The sequence below is a fragment of the Pontibacterium granulatum genome (assembly GCF_029961155.1).
Lineage (GTDB): Bacteria > Pseudomonadota > Gammaproteobacteria > Pseudomonadales > Balneatricaceae > Pontibacterium > Pontibacterium granulatum.
In genome coordinates this window covers 45,646-63,628 of sequence record NZ_JASBRH010000002.1, presented here as the reverse complement: position 1 = coordinate 63,628, position 17,983 = coordinate 45,646, and the positions used below count along the sequence as shown (strand labels likewise).

Below are 17,983 nucleotides of genomic sequence, written 5' to 3'. Positions count from 1 at the left end.
AGGCTGCATCGATGGCGAAAATTCTTGTATTGCACGGCCCGAATTTGAACCTTCTCGGCACCCGGGAACCCGAGGTGTACGGTTCGACAACGCTTGCCGATATCAATCAGGAACTTAGCCAGCAGGCCGGTACCGCCGGTCACGACCTCGACAGTTTTCAGAGCAACGCCGAATTTGAGCTGATTGAACGTATTCACCGGGCCCGTGATGAAGGTGTTGCCTTCATTATTATCAATCCGGCGGCGTTCACTCACACCAGCGTAGCCCTGCGCGACGCCCTACTGGGTGTTGCTATACCGTTTATCGAGGTCCACCTATCTAACGTGCATGCTCGCGAGGCGTTCCGCCACCACTCCTATTTCTCCGATAAAGCAGTAGGCGTGATCTGTGGCCTGGGCGCGCAGGGATACCAATTTGCGCTGCAATCTGCGATGACGCAGATTGCGTGATACCGAACAGCAACAGTAAACAGCTAAAGAGACAAAATTCAGAATGGATATTCGTAAAGTTAAGAAGCTTATCGAACTGCTTGAAGAATCCAATATCAACGAAATCGAAATCAAAGAAGGCGAAGAGTCTGTACGCATCAGCCGTGGCAGCAGCGTAGCTGCACCAGCGGTAGCTTACGCAGCACCTGCGCCTATGGCAGCGCCTGTCCCTGCAGCCGCTCCGGCAGCTGCGCCTGCTGCTGAAGCAGAAGCACCAGCGGCTCATTCCGGTCATGTTGTAACGTCTCCGATGGTAGGTACTTTCTACCGTTCCCCATCTCCTAGCTCCCCTGCTTTCGTTGAAGTAGGCCAGACTGTAAAAGTGGGCGACGTAATCTGCATCGTTGAAGCGATGAAGATGATGAACCAGATCGAAGCAGACAAAGCCGGCGTTGTGGAAGCGATCCTGGTAGAAGACGGTCAGCCGGTCGAGTTTGACCAGCCACTGGTTACTATCGTTTAAGCGTTCCCACAGACCTGATTCAAGGACATCCAGATGCTGGAAAAAGTTGTCATTGCCAACCGAGGCGAGATCGCACTGCGCATCCTGCGTGCCTGCAAAGAGCTGGGCATCAAGACCGTAGCGATCCACTCCAAGGCTGACCGCGACCTGATGCATGTACGCCTTGCAGATGAAGCTGTCTGCATCGGTCCGGCGCCATCTCCACAGAGTTACCTGAACATCCCTGCCATCATCGCTGCAGCAGAAGTAACCGACGCCATGGGCATCCACCCAGGCTACGGTTTCTTGGCTGAAAACGCGGACTTTGCCGAACAGGTAGAGCGTTCCGGCTTCCAGTTCATCGGCCCGAAAGCTGAAACCATCCGCCTGATGGGCGACAAAGTTTCTGCGATCGAAGCGATGAAAAAAGCAGGCGTACCAACCGTACCGGGTTCTGACGGCCCACTGCCGGTAGACGACGGCGAAGCGATGAAGAAAATCGCACTGCGCATCGGTTACCCGGTAATCATCAAAGCGGCTGCCGGCGGCGGTGGTCGTGGTATGCGCGTGGTCCACTCCGAAGCATCCCTGCTGAACTCCGTACATGTGACCCGCTCCGAGGCTGCTGCAGCATTCGGCGACGACACGGTGTACATGGAGAAATTCCTGGAAAACCCTCGCCACGTGGAAGTGCAGGTTCTGGCCGATGGTCAGGGCAATGCAATCCACCTGTACGACCGTGACTGCTCCATGCAGCGCCGTCACCAGAAAGTGGTTGAGGAAGCACCCGCACCGCATCTGGACCCGGAAGCCCGCGCAAAAGTACTGCAGTCCTGTGTGGAAGCATGCATCGAGATCGGTTACCGCGGTGCGGGTACCTTTGAGTTCCTGTACGAAGATGGTGGTTTCTACTTCATCGAGATGAACACCCGTGTTCAGGTAGAGCACCCGGTTACCGAGATGATCACCGGTATCGACATCGTGAAAGAACAGCTGCGCATCGCATCTGGTCTGCCACTGTCCATTAAACAGGACGATGTTGTTGTGCAGGGCCACGCGTTTGAGTGCCGAATCAACGCCGAAGATCCTAAGTCATTCCTGCCAAGCCCGGGTACCGTGAAGCACTTCCATGCCCCTGGTGGTCTGGGTATGCGTGTAGACTCCCACCTTTACAGTGGCTACACCGTACCGCCTCACTACGATTCTCTGATTGCCAAGCTGATCAGCTTTGCTGAGGACCGCGAAACTGCCCTGATCCGCATGCGCAACGCGCTGGACGAAACGCTGATCGACGGTATTCGCACCAACATCCCTCTGCATCAGGATATCGTGCGTGACACCCACTTCCAGAAAGGTGGCGTAAACATTCACTACCTGGAGAAAAAACTGGGTCTGTAAAAAGACCGGTTTTAAAAATCCCAAAAGCCCGTGTTTTCACGGGCTTTTTTGTGCGCACAATAAAGCCTCAACCTCCCGTACAGCGCTGGAAGGCGATATACTGGGTGTTCTCTCGTGAATTGGAAAACACCATGCCTTGGCTACAGATTAAAATCACCACGACACCGGACCACGCCGAACAGTATGAAGACCTGCTGCTGGCTGCCGGATGTGCATCCGTAACCTTTCAGGACAACAAAGACCAACCAATCTTTGAACCGGACCAGGGCACTACCCCACTCTGGGACAGCACGGTGATTACCGGCCTGTTTTCCGCCGACCACGATCTGGACGCCACCAACCGCTTTATCCAGCAGGCGCACGATCAACTCTTTCCAGGCCAACCACTGCCACCAATCAAAAAGGAGATCCTGGAAGACAAAGACTGGGAACGGGAGTGGATGGACAACTACCACCCGATGCAGTTCGGCAAACGCCTGTGGGTCTGCCCAAGCTGGAAGGAAGCCCCGGAACCGGACGCCGTAAACATGATGCTGGACCCGGGTCTGGCGTTTGGCACCGGCACCCACCCAACCACCGCCCTCTGTCTGGAGTGGCTGGATGCGCAGCACCTGGACGGCTTCAAGGTTGTCGATTACGGCTGCGGCTCCGGCATCCTGGGCATCGCCGCCTTGCTGTTGGGCGCTGACCACGTCACTGCCGTGGATATCGACCTGCAGGCACTACAGGCCAGCAAAGACAACCTGGCACGCAACAAGCTAAGTGAAGACCGCCTCAACGTTTACCTACCGGAGAACACCCCGGACGTAGAGGGCGACCTGATTGTTGCCAATATCCTGGCAGGTCCATTGGTGGAGCTGGCACCAACCATCGCCAAGCACGTAAAGTCCGGTGGCAAACTGGCCTTATCCGGTTTGCTGGCTGAACAGGCGGACGCCATTAACGAAGCCTATTCTCCATGGTTTGACCTGGATGCACCGGTAGAACGCGAAGGCTGGATCCGCATTACCGGCACCAAACGCTAAGCAGACTCCATACCGCCCCGCCAAATTTAAGGGACGACCCTAATGTCGTCCCTCATCCCAGCGCTGATGCGCCCTGCGAGAGCTGAAAAGACCAAAACAGTCAAGCCAAAATCGTACAAAAAAGCATCAAAAACGGCTTGGAGCTCTGCCGCTGAAGCGTTATCATTGTCCGCCTTCCTTGTATTAAATCGCTTTGGGGCTCTGTGCAGCCTCACGGTATTTTTTTACCCAAAATTAAGGTTAACCATGTTCCGAATCGGACCATATTCCATTGACAGTCAGACTATTCTGGCCCCAATGGCAGGCGTCACGGACCGACCGTTCCGGCAGCTTTGTCGGCAGTTTGGTGCGGGCCTGGTTGTGTCCGAGATGGTGACCTCCGATACCCGTCTGTGGAAATCCCGCAAGTCTACCTACCGCCTGAATCACGAAGGTGAAGCCGAGCCACGATCTGTACAGATCGCGGGCGGTGATGCCCAGATGATGGCGGATGCCGCGCGGATGAACGCAGAACGGGGTGCTCAAATAATCGATATCAACATGGGGTGTCCTGCAAAAAAAGTGTGCAACAAAGCTGCGGGGTCCGCGTTACTGCGGGACGAAGCACTGGTTGCTGACATTTTGCAGACCGTTGTTGCGGCTGTTGATGTACCTGTCACGCTTAAATTCCGTACCGGCTGGGATATGGATAACCGCAACGCGCTGAACATCGCGCGTATGGCGGAAGACGCCGGTATTGCAGCGTTGGCACTGCACGGCAGAACCCGCGCCTGTGGATACAAGGGCGAAGCCGAATACGACACCATTGCAGAGGTTAAGCAATCGGTATCCATCCCGGTTTTCGCCAACGGCGATATCGATTCACCACACAAGGCCAAACAGGTTATCGCGCACACCGGTGCCGATGCCGTCATGATTGGCCGGGGAGCACAGGGACGCCCTTGGCTATTCAGGGAGATCAACCATTACCTGGCAACAGGTGAGTTAATGGAAGAACCCTCACTGGATGAGATCAGAACTGTTCTGCTGGGACATTTGCAGGAGCTACGAACCTTTTACGGCGACTACTTAGGCGTTCGGATCGCTCGAAAGCACGTAGGGTGGTACCTGCAAGCTCAGCCGGAAGGCAAGACCTTCCGCAAGGAATTCAATGTATTGGAAACAGCAGAAGAGCAGACGCAAGCGCTTGAGCTTTACTTTGAGCGTGCTGCCGACCCTCTGGCTGCCTGACAAACTGGATACGTATTACCGTGGAATATAAAGAAATTAATCAGCCGACCCTTACTCAGAACGCAACTGCAGAAACCGGCACTACCCTGCGCGACAGTGTGCACCTGGCGCTGAACAACTACTTCCGTCAGCTCGACGGACAGCCGGTTACCGACGTATACCAGATGGTATTGTCTGAGATCGAAGCACCACTGTTCGAATCTGTAATGGCATACACCAAGGACAACCAGACCAAAGCTTCTCAGGTTCTGGGCCTGAACCGCGGTACCCTGCGCAAGAAGCTGAAACAATACGGTCTGCTGTAATCGCTTTTTACTAGTACTTCTTATTAGTGCTTTTTGTTAGTTAATGGGAACTCCAATCACCATGGCAGAGAACACCACTCCTGTACGCCGCGCGCTGATCAGCGTGTCAGACAAAACCGGCATCGTAGAATTCGCTCAGTCACTGAACGCACGCGGTGTTGAGATTCTTTCTACCGGCGGCACCTACAAGCTGCTGAAAGAAAACAACATCCCTGCAGTCGAAGTATCTGACTACACCGGTTTCCCGGAGATGATGGATGGTCGTGTAAAGACCCTGCACCCGAAAGTACACGGTGGCATTCTGGGCCGTCGCGGTACCGACGATGCAGTTATGTCCGAGCACGGCATCACTCCGATCGATATGGTCGTAGTTAACCTCTACCCATTCGAACAGACCATCAACCGTCCTGATTGCGATCTGCCTCTGGCGATCGAAAACATCGACATCGGTGGTCCTACCATGGTGCGTTCCGCAGCGAAAAACCACAAAGATGTAGCGATCGTTGTAAATGCATCTGACTACGACGCTGTTGCAGCTGAACTGGAAGCAGACGGCGGTCTGGGTTACACAACCCGTTTCGACCTGGCTGTTAAAGCGTTCGAGCACACCGCTGCATACGACGGTATGATCGCGAACTACCTGGGCGCAATCGTAGAAGGTGAAGAGGAAGAGCCAGCGGACTTCCCACGTACCTTCAACACCCAGTTCGTTAAAGCACAGGACATGCGCTACGGCGAGAACCCACACCAGCGCGCGGCGTTCTACGTGGAGTCCAACCCGGCTGAAGCCTCTGTATCTACCGCACGTCAGCTGCAGGGTAAAGAACTGTCCTTCAACAACGTTGCAGACACCGATGCAGCCCTGGAATGCGTTAAGCCATTCAAAGAGCCGGCATGTGTGATCGTAAAGCACGCTAACCCATGTGGCGTAGCCATCGGCGCAGATATCCTGGAAGCGTACAACCGTGCGTTCCAGACCGATCCGACTTCCGCGTTTGGCGGCATCATCGCCTTCAACCGCGCGCTGGACGCAAAAACTGCACAGGCAATCATCGAACGTCAGTTCGTAGAAGTGATCATTGCACCGTCCGTATCTCAGGAAGCATCTGACCTGGTCGCATCCAAGCCAAACGTTCGTCTGCTGGAGTGCGGCGAGTGGAGCGCTGACCGTGCGCACGGTTTCGACTACAAGCGCGTAAACGGCGGTCTGCTGGTTCAGGACCGTGACCTGGGTATGGTCGACGCATCTGCGCTGAAAGTTGTTTCTCAGCGCCAGCCAACCGAACAGGAGATCCGCGATCTGCTGTTCTGCTGGGAAGTGGCCAAGTTCGTTAAGTCCAACGCCATCGTATACGCGAAAAACGGCCAGACCATCGGTATCGGTGCCGGCCAGATGAGCCGTGTATACTCCGCGAAAATCGCGGGTATCAAGGCTGCGGACGAAGGTCTGGAAGTGAAAGGCTCCGTCATGGCGTCTGACGCATTCTTCCCATTCCGTGACGGCATCGATGCAGCCGCAGAAGCAGGCATCGAAGCGATCATCCAGCCAGGTGGCTCCATGCGCGATGAGGAAACCATCGCAGCAGCCGACGAGCACGGCATGGCGATGGTCTTCACCGGCATGCGTCACTTCCGCCACTAAGCGGTTACAAGAACAACCCAGCAGCCCGGCATGTCCGGGCTGCTCTGTGTTTGAGGATATAGATATGAAAGTACTGGTTATCGGCTCCGGCGGTCGTGAACACGCCCTGGCATGGGCGGCAGCACGCGACAGCAAAGTAACCGACGTCTTCGTTGCTCCAGGCAACGCAGCAACCGCCCAGGAAGAGAAGATGCAGAACGTCGCTATCGACGTGATGGACCTGGACGGCCTGCGCACCTTCGCCAAAGACAACGCGATCGACCTGACCATCGTCGGCCCTGAGGCGCCACTGGTTGCCGGTGTAGTCAACCACTTCCAGGCAGAAGGCCTGCGCATCTTCGGCCCAACCGAAGGCGCTGCACAGCTGGAAGGCTCCAAAGCGTTCACCAAGGACTTCCTGGATCGCCAGAACATCCCTACCGCTGAATACGCGAACTTCACCGAGATCGAACCTGCGCTGGCTTACGTACGCGAAAAAGGTGCACCGATCGTGGTTAAGGCGGACGGTCTGGCAGCCGGTAAAGGTGTTATCGTGGCGATGACCCTGGAAGAAGCAGAGGACGCGATCAAAGATATGCTGGCTGGCAACGCCTTTGGTGAAGCTGGTAGCCGCGTTGTGATCGAAGAGTTCCTGGAAGGTGAAGAAGCGTCCTACATCGTGATTGTGGACGGCGACAACGTACTGCCGATGGCAACCAGCCAGGACCACAAACGTGTCGGCAACGGTGACACCGGCCTGAACACCGGCGGTATGGGCGCGTACTCCCCGGCCCCAGTGGTAACGCCAGAGATCGACCAGCGCATCATGGACGAAGTGATCATGCCGACCGTAAACGGCATGAAAGCGGAAGGCAACGAATACGTTGGCTTCCTTTACGCCGGTCTGATGATTACTGCCGACGGCACACCAAAAGTGATCGAGTACAACTGCCGCTTCGGTGACCCTGAAACCCAGCCGATCATGCTGCGCCTGAAGTCCAGCCTGGTTGATATGTGCAACGCTGCACTGGACAAGAAGCTGGCTGAAACCACAGCTGAGTGGGATAGCCGCAAGTCCGTGGGTGTTGTTATGGCGGCGGGTGGCTACCCGGGCAGCTACGGTAAAGGCGACGTGATCAGCTTCCCGGCGGAATGCCCGGAAGGCACCAAGATCTTCCACGCAGGTACCAAGCTGGATGACGAAGGTAACGTTGTTACCGCCGGTGGTCGAGTACTCTGTGTGACCGCACTGGGCGACAGCGTAACCGAAGCGCAGAAACGCGCCTACGAACTACTGGACCAGGTGAGCTGGAAAGATGCGTACTTCCGTACCGACATCGCTTACCGCGCCATTGCACGTGAGCAGGGCGAATAATCGCCCATTTACCGTGTAACCAGAAAGCCTCCTTCGGGAGGCTTTTTTGTAGGTGTTACTGGAAGGTTACGGAAAAATAAACAGCACTACAGGTAATCCCCCTGCCTTTGACGGCCGAGATGTTTATAATGTCGGCTTCGATATTTTCTCTGAATGACGTACTGAACAACGATGGCTTCATTACAGCGGCTAGACCAGGCACCCGGAAAGAAAAGATGGCTTCCAATTGCGATTGTAGCGGCAATTGCCACCGGTGTAATTGCATACAGCGTGCTGGATAGCTCTGATAAGCAATCGGCGCCGATCAGTCAGAGCACGGATAATGCTTCGGGTACAGACCAAAATATGCAACAGGCTTACCGCCTTGCACAGGACGGCCTGTACCGAGACGCCCTGAATACCGTCAACCAAGCGCTGGCAAGCGATGCTAACAATATGGATGCCCAGCTTCTGCAGGCAACCCTGCTAGCCAAAACGGGAAATACAGCGGAAGCCGAGCGCCGCTTTAACACCCTGCACGAACAGTATCCTGACCGCCCCGAACCACTCAACAACCTGGCGGTGCTCTACGCCGAAGCCGGCGACAGCAGCCGCGCCATTCAGACCCTGCAGAAAGCGTTCAAGACCCACCCGAGTTACGACCAGGTTTACCAGAACCTAGGGGATATGTACGCGGCACTGGCGGCCGAGGCTTATAATAAGGCGCTGGGGCTGCCCGGTACCGAATCTGGCCCACAGCTCGCGGCCCTGGATCGCTTCGGCAAACAGACGGCGATCAACGCGAGTACGTCCCTGATCAGCCTCGCAACACCAGCGCATAGCGAAACCGGTGAGACAACACCTGCGGTTGTTGCCACGACACCAACACCGGTCGCGGTTGAAAATGTTGTCAAAAATGAGACGGTAGAGCCTGAAATAGAAACCGCTGCGCGCGCTACAGCCGACATCGAGGCCTCAAGTGAAGCAGGGGTTAGCGCATCCAACGATGCATCAGGCAGCGCCCCAGAAACCGTTGGCAGCAGCGAAACAGTATCGGAAACGTCCCCTCTCTACACCAACGTAGTGCTGAACGAAGCTGATTCCGAAGCGATTACCGCCGTACAAAGCAGCCCGGAAATCTCCGCCGAAGACAACGACAGGGTCAACAGTACTGTACTGAGTGCATCGCCCGAAGAATTGGCGATCACCCGCGAGACGGAGCGCGCAGCACAGCTGTTGGCGAGTCTGGAATCCGACGAGGCACTTGCCGAGATCCAGGAGGAGACGATTGCAGAGACGCCATCAACTCCGGAAGAGCTGGTCAGCGAACACCTCAAAGGCTGGGCTGAAGCCTGGTCTGCACAGGATGTCGATGGCTACCTTCGCGCCTACGTGGCCGGCTACAAGCCAAACGACGCCACCAGCCATAAGCAGTGGGCGGAACAGCGCCGATCACGTCTGACCCGACCAAGCTTTATCAAGGTTGAGCTGAGTGAAATCGACATCACTATGCTGTCGGATAACCGCGCCGAAGCGACCTTCCGTCAGAGTTACCAATCAGACCGCTACCGCGATGTCGCGCGCAAGAGAATCAACCTGATGCGTCGCTCCTCCGGCTGGAAGATCGTTCAGGAAAAAACACTTTAAGGTCAGATAGAGGCCAAGCAGGTATCAACGCTGCATAGGCCCTGACATTACACCTGACGAGTGATAGAGCAGAAAGGCTTGCTCCGCCAATACGGCAAAGTCCTGCAATAAGCTCAGCTGTTCATCTGACAAGTCACGAACCTCACGATCAAAAATACATAAGGCCCCGTGCACCTCACCTTCTCCCTGCCACAGGGGTACACCGGCCGCAAAACCATCTTTCTCGAGCACCGCATGATACTCTCCTGATTCGAGACCTTTTACCACCACAGGCTGCCCGGCTCGGGCGACACGCCAACAGAAGCTGATTTCAACATCGTCGTGTAACAGCTCTTCCCCGTAGCTCGACAACAACCAATCGGGTTGTTCATCCGTTAACACGATGCAGCACAAAGGAGCGCCGAACATGTGCGCAACAAGCCGCGTGATCCGGTCGAAGTCCGATATGGACTGCACTTCCGGCACACGCCTGGTGTCAACTGCAGTCTCGCTGCTATCTGCCGTTTTATGATCGCTTTGCCAGCGTTGGCACCAAGAGATCAGCTCCTTAAAGGGCATTGGCCGCGCAATAAAATAGCCTTGCACCTGCTCGCACCCCATCTGTTCGACCAATGCCCACTCTTCAGCCGACTCAACACCTTCCGCCACGGTCGTCATGGACAGATTCTTCGCTATCGATAAGCTGGATTCCAGAATCACTTTGGCGCGCTTATCCACCCGCGCAGACTGGACAAAACTTTTATCCAGCTTTAATTCATCAAATGGCAGATCCCGCAGCTGCGCCAGGTTTGAATGCCCGGTCCCAAAGTCATCAATCGACAAAGAGAGCCTTTTCATCCGCAAACGAACAAGGACATCCAGCGGAGTCACCAGATCCTGCATTAGCTGGCTCTCCGTAACCTCCAGCATAAAGTCCTCGTAACGTTCGTGATGACGCTCGATCATCGCTTCCAACCGGTCGGAAAACTGTAAGCTCTGCAGGCTCATCATCGATACGTTGAGTGCAACTTTAAAGCGCTGGTCCTGCGCCTCCCATAGCTGCTTGTCCCGGATCACCTGCTCCAGCAAACTAAAAGTCAGCTCATCGATCAAACCGTACTCTTCAGCCGCAGGAATAAACATATCCGGGTAAACGGCCCCGTTAGACGACTGCGGCCAGCGAGCCAACACTTCAACACCCACGATCTTGCGATCAGATACCCTAACCTTCGGCTGGTACCACGGCACGATTTTATGTGTTGCGATAGCATCTCGAAGGCGATGTTGAGACAGGGTTTGGGCGGGTGACGGACTGTTTGACGGCGTTTCTCCCTGATTCACATCCGCATGTAACATCGCCGTCAACTGATCTCGCTGCAGAGGTTTCTTCAACGCACCAAGCACGGTCAGGTTACGCCCACGTGCCAAGCGTTCCGACATTTCCAGCGTTTGCTGGTCTTCACCACTGAGCAGTACCAAGCGCCCTTGAAAACCTTGCTCCTCGAATGCCCGGATAAGGTCGATACCATTCATACCGGGCATATTCAGGTCAGTGAGGACCAGGTCGATGCTGTCTCCACGGGCGGCAATAACAGACAACGCATCCATCGCATTATCAACCGTTTCTATGTGCTCAAAGCCCATCGAACGCAAGATAAATGACACAGTCTTTAACGCAAACTCTTCGTCATCCACCACGAGTATATGCTCAGGTTTCATCGAAAACTCCCTGTTCCTGAATCCGTTCCTCTGCAAACGTTGCAGCCCATTCGTGAAATTGATTAAACCGATGCTCAAGCTCAGGAATGGCGCTATCCACCCCCTCTTGGTTCTGCACCTTGCCCGCCTGTTCTAGTCGCACACAACATTCCGACATTGCCATAGCGCCAACAGTCTTGGCTGACGATTTCAACTTATGGGCCTCGGCGGCAACATCTTGCAGATCACCGCGCTCGAAAGCCGCTTTCAAGCTCTGCAGCACGGGACGGCTTTTGGTGACAAATTCTTCGTAGAACCCGCTCAGTACATCCGGATCATCGGTGCCAAGCACACGCGTTAACGCATCCGGATCGATCTCTTCCAATCTTACCGATTCCACCCTCACCGCCCCACCTGGCTCCGAATCGCTAGCCTGAACCGGGTACCAACGATCCATGCACGTCTTCAGTGCCATAAGCTCTACCGGCTTGGTCAGGTAATCATCCATACCTGCGTTCAGGCATTTTTCACGTGTACCTTTCAAGGCATCGGCGGTAATGGCAATAATCGGTGTGTGCGCTCCCGGCCTTTCCACAGCGCGGATCTCTCTGGCCAACTGGTAACCATCCAGCACCGGCATATGGCAGTCGGTCAAAACCAGGTCATGCTGCTGGATCAGCCACATATCCAATGCCTGTTTACCGTCATCTGCCATATCCACACGATAACCGAGTGCTTTGAGCTGTTGCGAGATCACCAGCTGATTTACCTCGTTGTCGTCGGCCAACAGCACGGCGCCCGGCACCCTGCCCGTCTCAGACAACAACTCGGACAGCGCCAGCGACTCGGGCGCCTGGGTCTGATCAATCAGTGGCGACTCCAGCCCGGCGAGGGCCGCTACCGCATTGATCAGGGCGCTGCGTTTCATATTATTGATATCCAGCGCCAGCGTATTGTCCGACCTGCGCTGCACATAACGCTGATGCCCTCGCTCCAGCAGGAGGAAACGTAACTGGGTATCAGGACAATGAGTACGTACGCGCTCTACCAACTGTGAACGCAGTCGCTCGTCGGCACAGGCGTCAATCAGTACAATCACCTCACCCTGCAACTTGCCTTCACGACAGCATCTCTCCAACTGCTCCAAGGCTTCCGGGGTATACGGGTGACAACGCGCACCCACCGAGTGAAGGTATCCGGTAACGATAGAGGCCAACTCGCGGTCGTTCTGCAGCAATATAATCTGTGCTTCTGAAAGATCCGACAGTACGCCCTCTTCCTTGGCGACAATACGCTCCAGTGGCAGTGTCACTGTAAACGTGCTGCCGACGCCCTCTTCACTTTCCAGCGTGATGCGCCCACCCATCAGATTTAGCAAACGCTGGGTAATCACCAACCCCAGTCCGGTGCCTCCGAAACGGCGGGTCGTATTGCTTTCCCCTTGAACAAAGGGGGCAAACAGTTTGGCCTGAGTCTGTTTACTCATACCAATACCGTTGTCGATCACCTTGATAACAATATCCGCACTGCCGTTTGTAGCCGGCATGATAGTGACAAGCACCCGCCCCTGCCGGTCATCGTTGTCCTGAGAGAATTTTATTGCATTGCCAACTAAGTTAAACAACACCTGCTTAAGCTGCACGATATCTCCGGCTACCTGCCCCAGGGATGGTTCACAAAATATCAGCAACTCAACCCCTTTCTGGTCAGCAAAGGACGCCAGGGAGTCTCCCACCTGCTCCAGCATATGCTCGATATTAAAGGGCTGATTGTCGATTTCTACACGTCCGGCCTCGATCTTCGAGAAGTCCAGAATGTCATCGATGATGTGCATCAGCGTGACCGAAGAATCACACGCAGTTTGCACGAGCTTGCGCTGCTCATCCTGCAGGGAACCATCGTGATTCAACAGGTCCATGGTCGCCACTATACCGTTGAGTGGCGTTCTGATCTCATGGCTCATTGTTGCCAAGAACGTCGACTTGGCACGGTTGGCCTGGTCCGCCTCATCTTTCGCCTTTTTCAGAGCGAAGTTGATCTCTTTCTGCACAGTTATATTGCTTTCGAGGGCAATAAAGCGCTGTATCTCACCATGTTCATCGAATACCGGCGTGATCTCCAGATTCACCCAATACGGCTCGCCGCTCTTGGAGTAGTTCAGTAACTCCGTCTCGATACGTTCGCCATTGCGCAATGCTTCGGAGATTTTATGTACCGCGTGTTTATCCGTACCTTCGCCCTGCAGGAAATCTCCTGGCCGCTGTCCACGGACTTCATCAAGTTCATAACCGGTAATGGAGGTAAAACCGGGGTTACACCATACGATCCGTCCTTGCAGATCGGCAACAATCACCGCGTTGTCGGTTTTCTCTGCCACCAGCGCCATAAGTCCGAGCTCGGCAGATGTCTCCTTCAACGCCATCTCTGTCCGTTTCAGATCTGTAATATCCTTCAGGAAACCGGAAAAGTAGACCTCGCCCCCCAGATCGAAAGCGTTTACCGTCAGCAATACCGGGATAATGCGCCCGTCCTTAGCCTGGCCTTCAGTTTCCCGTCCCTTACCGATAATCTGCTTCTCACCTGTTTCCAAATAACTGGAAATATAGCCGTCATGGCGCTCCCGATGCCCTGTCGGCATGAGCATACGTACATTTTGTCCGATTAACTCTTCCCGGCTGTATCCGAAGGTCTCGGTGACCGCCGAGTTCACGCTCATGATCACCCCACGCTGGTCAATCAACACAATGCCGTCCGACGCAGTGGACACAACAGATTGCAGAATATCGCGTGTTTCTTTCACTCGTCGCCTGCTGAACTGCGCTGCAACAGCAACCAGCGCTAGCATCCCAACCACGAGAACAGCGATGACCACAAGTGCTACACGCAGTTTATATAACAGACTGTGGGACTCACTCCGCCACTGCTCTGTAGTCAATCCAATCCCAAACTGCTCATCCCACAACCAGGCTCCGACAACCTCATTACCCACGTAATCGTTATAACCGCTGAAACTTTCACCAGTTTCCCCCAACACAGCGCGCTGAACCGCCAACGTGAGTGACTCAGGGGTGCGGGGGTCATGCAATACTAAACGCCCGGCTGAACGCTCCGGAACGGACAGTAGGCCTTGTTCATACAGTGAGCTATGGAAGCGACTATCCGAAAGCATCACGCCTGTACGATCAAATGCGTAGGTTTCCGCACTACTTCCCAGCTGCTGCCGCTCCAGAATCGGAAAAAACGAGTCGTGGGGATTAAGGCGCAATGCCAGGAGGGAAAAAGTACGCCCCAGCCGATCTCTCAGCGGGGAGATAACAAACATAGAGATGCTGTTGAGTTTGGGATCGTGTGTAACCCGGGCCAGAGGCACATCACTGCGCTGTACACGACTGATGACTGTTTCACCAGCCCAGGCACGCGCCAACATATCCGGCTGCTGGGCAAGTAGATTCTCTGTCCCAACATTGGCGTCTCGCGAGGATGCCAAGCTAACATTTTTATCGTTGATGACAAAAAAACCCTGGTAGGAACTGTTGCTCAGACGCGGGAGAAAGAACTCACGTAATGCGTGCATGGAGGCTGATTCGATCAACCCAGGCGCATCGGTATGATCCAGTGTATTCAACGCCAAAGCTGACTTTATCACCACATCATTCGAAGCGATCACTTCTGCCCGTTTCAGGTGCTCGTCAGCCCAGACATGAAGTGCCTGCTGCGTACCCAAAAGCACACGCCTGAACTCACCAGACAGCCGTTGGTCATATTCTTTACCCAACAGGTTGTAGCTATACTGAGCGCCAAGCACAACCAAGAAAACTGTGGCGACGACCGACCATATCAATCCCTGCTCTGTATATTTGTGCTTGTATGACTGCAGAATATCAACCATCGCCTACCAATCCTTTGTCCCTGATGCATCTGTAAACAGATGTGATTAATCGCCTTGACCTATATAGCCGAAAGGCTCATGGCTGCACTGTTTAAACAAGCACAACCCAAATACACACTGAGATAAAGTGTATATGCTTTTACTGAATAGCTGAATTGCCGTTATAACAACTTTTTTTCAGCCCCTGCAATCGGCTATTCTGCCAGCTAGTGATTTAACAATACCCTGCCATAATCGATTTACAGCGTTCACATTACCAACAATTCAACTAATATTTCAGGTTGAAGCGAAACAGTGGATACACTCCGCTATGGAGTGCTATCAAACGGAATTTCCAGACAGGCCGCGCATATGGACAGCCAACCCTTAGCCCTGGTACTCAGCGAGAGCGCTGAGCTGTTTAAAGAAACCGAAGCACTCCTCAGCGACTATGGTTTACAGATCATAGACACAGGCACCGAGGAAGCGATGGCACAAGCGTGTGCCCGGCCGGAGCCAAAGATACTGTTTATTCGTTTCCAGCGGGTTGAAAAAGGGATAGAACACTATGTTCAACTGCATTCCAGCGTGCAAAACCTGCGTAATGTGAAGCACTACAGCGTTGCACTCTGCGGTGCAGAGGAAACAGGTCAGGCGCTTGGTTATTGCATGAATCACCTGATCGACACCTACATTGTTGTAGACCCCTTGCACGACAAGTTTCGTTTCAATCTGACCATCCATCAGGCGCTGGAAGGCTTGGTTCAGTCCAACCAGCAAAGCCAGTCTCTTCAATTCTCCGAGACCATTATCGAAACCAAGGAACAACTCGACCAGTTGATTGTAAGTGGCCTTAGTAATGGCATGGCATGCCAGACACAGACACTTCAGGATTTTCAGCAACTGATCAATCAAACCCTCACCGAGCTGAGGGCATTGCCCGATGACGCCTTGAAACAGCTTAATACCGCAACCCCCGGGCTTCCCCAACAACTGGAACAGGGCGCCGACACGCTCAAGAGCCGTGCGGAGCAAAACATACGCAGCTGGTCCGAAACACTGCAAGAAAGCTACGACAAACTCAGCGAACAGCTGTCGATACCGGCTAGAGGCGGGATCTACCTCAAAAAACGGGTGATGGTTATCGATGACGACTCGATGTATGCGTCGGTCGTTAAGAAAATACTGATGGATTCCGGATATCAGCCGTTCATACACACCAGCGCAAAAGACGCCCTGCCAGCGATGATGAAACAAAAACCGGACATCCTGTTGCTGGACTATGAAATGCCAGATTACTCCGGCACCAAGGTGTTAGAGTACATGGATCGTTATCAGCAACTCTGCGATATCCCGGTTATCATGCTGACGGGCCACCGGAATAAAGAGGTGTTCAAGGCGTGCATGAACGCCGGGGCCAGCGACTTCATCATCAAGCCGGCAAGTAAAGAGATCTTTGTACAGAAAATCGAGAAGCATCTAAGCCGCAAAGCGACTGACAAAAACAGCCTCCGGCTGGGTTATGGCACTTAATTCATTACCTGTCTGCAATGCTTAAGGTTTACCTTTACCCGGCTCCCCTTCATACGCGATCTTCCAGCCATCGTCTCCTAGCACCCAGTACTGGCGTTTCATGGAATCGCCTTTGTAGTTGCTGCTTTTATACGACTGACGGAAGGTTGCGACCATCAGATCCGGCTGATCCGGATAGGTGAACAGACTGAGCTGGTCCACATCGACGTTGATGTATTTCTTGCCGGCATTCACACGTCGCTTGTGGGAGGAAAAACGCTTGTAATCCCAACTGCCGTTCTTGTAGTCGGCAGAGTAATGGGACAAGTAACGCTCACTATCCAGACTCTCCCAATCCACTCGCCAACGTTCCACCAGCTCGCGGTAGGAAGACTGCTGCGCCAGCCAGTCGCTGCGTTTCATCCAACGCACGTTAAACCCCACCAGCACCGGTGTATTACGGATATCCACCAGGCCATCAAGCTCCGTGAAGTCCACGTTACTCAGCGAGATACAACCTTCACTCGCCTCCGGCGGGCGGCTGTATGTCTCGAACGGTGAGCCATGTACCCAGATACCGTTGCCGGTGCGGCCCAGACGCTCATCCCACCGATTCGGATAATTCAGAGGCAGAGCTCCCGTACCGTAACGGTCCGGCAGTTGCCTATCTAAGAAACGTCCGGTTACAAAGTAGACACCCAGCGGGGTTTTCAGATCCCCCTGCCGCTCTTTACCGACACCACCACGACCGTAAGACGCGTAATAATCCTTGATCAGCTTAGGGACGCCCATCACGTTTTCGAACACAAACAGACGACGCAGACGGGTATCCATCACAATCGCGTACTTCTGCGACGGCGCTAGCTGAATCATCGACGCAGGCACCATGTCCGGTGCTGGTTTCTCCTTTTCGATCAGCAAACGTGCTTTCGCTTCGGAAATCAGACCGTACAGTTGCTTGTCATCGATTGCCCGGTTACGCCCCACATCAGTCAGAGGCGCACCACGTGCCGCCATCAAATCTGCATAGATCAGCTGTGCAAGGCGAAAATCGGGCTGCTGACTGGTTAGCGTGCGCAGATCCTGCAGGGCAGAATCCACCCGATTTTCACGCAGGTGCCGCAAGCTGCTCAGCAGCAGCTCTTCGTTATCCGGTTGTACCTGTGCCGGAGAACTGGCAGGCGTCTCCGCATGCAGCGGCGGAGCTGCAATTGCGGCGGCTAACAGTATCCCTGGTACCAGCTTGTACATATGTGACTCAAACTCAGTGTGGTGGTCTTGAGGGCGTGATTATAACCGCATCTGCGCAAACACCCCAGATCAAAATTTAACCCGCCTGCCGCATTACCGTCAGCGGTGATCGGTACCGCGTCTGTGGCCGTAACTTGTTAGAAAAATTCGCAAAATTTATCTGAA

General features: G+C 54.2%; 13 protein-coding genes. 10 read left to right on the top strand and 3 right to left on the bottom strand.

Features of this window, described 5'->3' with window-relative positions:
* Positions 1–11 precede the first annotated feature (11 nt).
* The 9 genes from aroQ to QKW35_RS02030 all read left to right on the top strand — a co-directional run bounded on the left by aroQ (position 12) and on the right by QKW35_RS02030 (position 9,510).
* Positions 12–449, top strand: coding sequence for a type II 3-dehydroquinate dehydratase (gene aroQ, locus QKW35_RS02070; RefSeq protein ID WP_282350459.1), 438 nt, complete (start codon positions 12–14; stop codon positions 447–449).
* A gap of 43 nt (positions 450–492) precedes the next feature.
* On the top strand, positions 493–951 hold the full coding sequence (gene accB, locus QKW35_RS02065; protein WP_282350457.1) for an acetyl-CoA carboxylase biotin carboxyl carrier protein: 459 nt from the start codon (positions 493–495) through the stop codon (positions 949–951).
* A gap of 33 nt (positions 952–984) precedes the next feature.
* Positions 985–2,328, top strand: a complete 1,344-nt coding sequence (gene accC, locus QKW35_RS02060) for an acetyl-CoA carboxylase biotin carboxylase subunit (protein ID WP_282350456.1) — start codon at positions 985–987, stop codon at positions 2,326–2,328.
* A gap of 131 nt (positions 2,329–2,459) precedes the next feature.
* Positions 2,460–3,353, top strand: a complete 894-nt coding sequence (gene prmA, locus QKW35_RS02055; protein ID WP_282350455.1) for a 50S ribosomal protein L11 methyltransferase — start codon at positions 2,460–2,462, stop codon at positions 3,351–3,353.
* Between the two features lie 246 nt (positions 3,354–3,599).
* Entirely contained in the window at positions 3,600–4,583 is a 984-nt protein-coding gene (dusB, locus tag QKW35_RS02050; protein WP_282350454.1) for a tRNA dihydrouridine synthase DusB, read from the top strand.
* Positions 4,584–4,603: 20 nt separating this feature from the next.
* The gene (fis, locus tag QKW35_RS02045) at positions 4,604–4,888 is read left to right on the top strand and encodes a DNA-binding transcriptional regulator Fis (protein WP_370279845.1); all 285 of its coding nucleotides are present in this window, start codon (positions 4,604–4,606) and stop codon (positions 4,886–4,888) included.
* A 61-nt stretch (positions 4,889–4,949) separates the two neighbouring features.
* On the top strand, positions 4,950–6,530 hold the full coding sequence (gene purH / locus QKW35_RS02040) for a bifunctional phosphoribosylaminoimidazolecarboxamide formyltransferase/IMP cyclohydrolase (protein WP_282350453.1): 1,581 nt from the start codon (positions 4,950–4,952) through the stop codon (positions 6,528–6,530).
* Positions 6,531–6,594: 64 nt separating this feature from the next.
* Entirely contained in the window at positions 6,595–7,884 is a 1,290-nt protein-coding gene (gene purD / locus QKW35_RS02035; protein WP_282350452.1) for a phosphoribosylamine--glycine ligase, read from the top strand.
* Between the two features lie 171 nt (positions 7,885–8,055).
* Positions 8,056–9,510: a tetratricopeptide repeat protein gene (locus QKW35_RS02030; RefSeq protein WP_282350451.1), complete on the top strand. Its 1,455-nt coding sequence runs from the start codon at positions 8,056–8,058 to the stop codon at positions 9,508–9,510.
* Between the two features lie 24 nt (positions 9,511–9,534).
* Here the strand turns inward: QKW35_RS02030 and QKW35_RS02025 are convergent, their stop codons facing one another.
* Together QKW35_RS02025 and QKW35_RS02020 are read right to left on the bottom strand one after the other, a co-directional pair.
* Positions 9,535–11,208: an EAL domain-containing protein gene (locus tag QKW35_RS02025; RefSeq protein ID WP_282350450.1), complete on the bottom strand. Its 1,674-nt coding sequence runs from the start codon at positions 11,206–11,208 to the stop codon at positions 9,535–9,537.
* On the bottom strand, positions 11,198–15,076 hold the full coding sequence (locus QKW35_RS02020; protein ID WP_282350449.1) for a hybrid sensor histidine kinase/response regulator: 3,879 nt from the start codon (positions 15,074–15,076) through the stop codon (positions 11,198–11,200). The genes QKW35_RS02025 and QKW35_RS02020 overlap by 11 nt, the downstream gene beginning before the upstream one ends.
* Positions 15,077–15,427: 351 nt before the next feature.
* Between QKW35_RS02020 and QKW35_RS02015 the strand changes: the two genes are divergently transcribed.
* Positions 15,428–16,588, top strand: a complete 1,161-nt coding sequence (locus tag QKW35_RS02015) for a response regulator (RefSeq protein ID WP_282350448.1) — start codon at positions 15,428–15,430, stop codon at positions 16,586–16,588.
* Between the two features lie 21 nt (positions 16,589–16,609).
* On the opposite strand, the gene QKW35_RS02010 is transcribed toward QKW35_RS02015, so the two are convergent.
* Positions 16,610–17,818, bottom strand: a complete 1,209-nt coding sequence (locus tag QKW35_RS02010; protein ID WP_282350447.1) for a L,D-transpeptidase family protein — start codon at positions 17,816–17,818, stop codon at positions 16,610–16,612.
* Positions 17,819–17,983 lie beyond the last annotated feature (165 nt).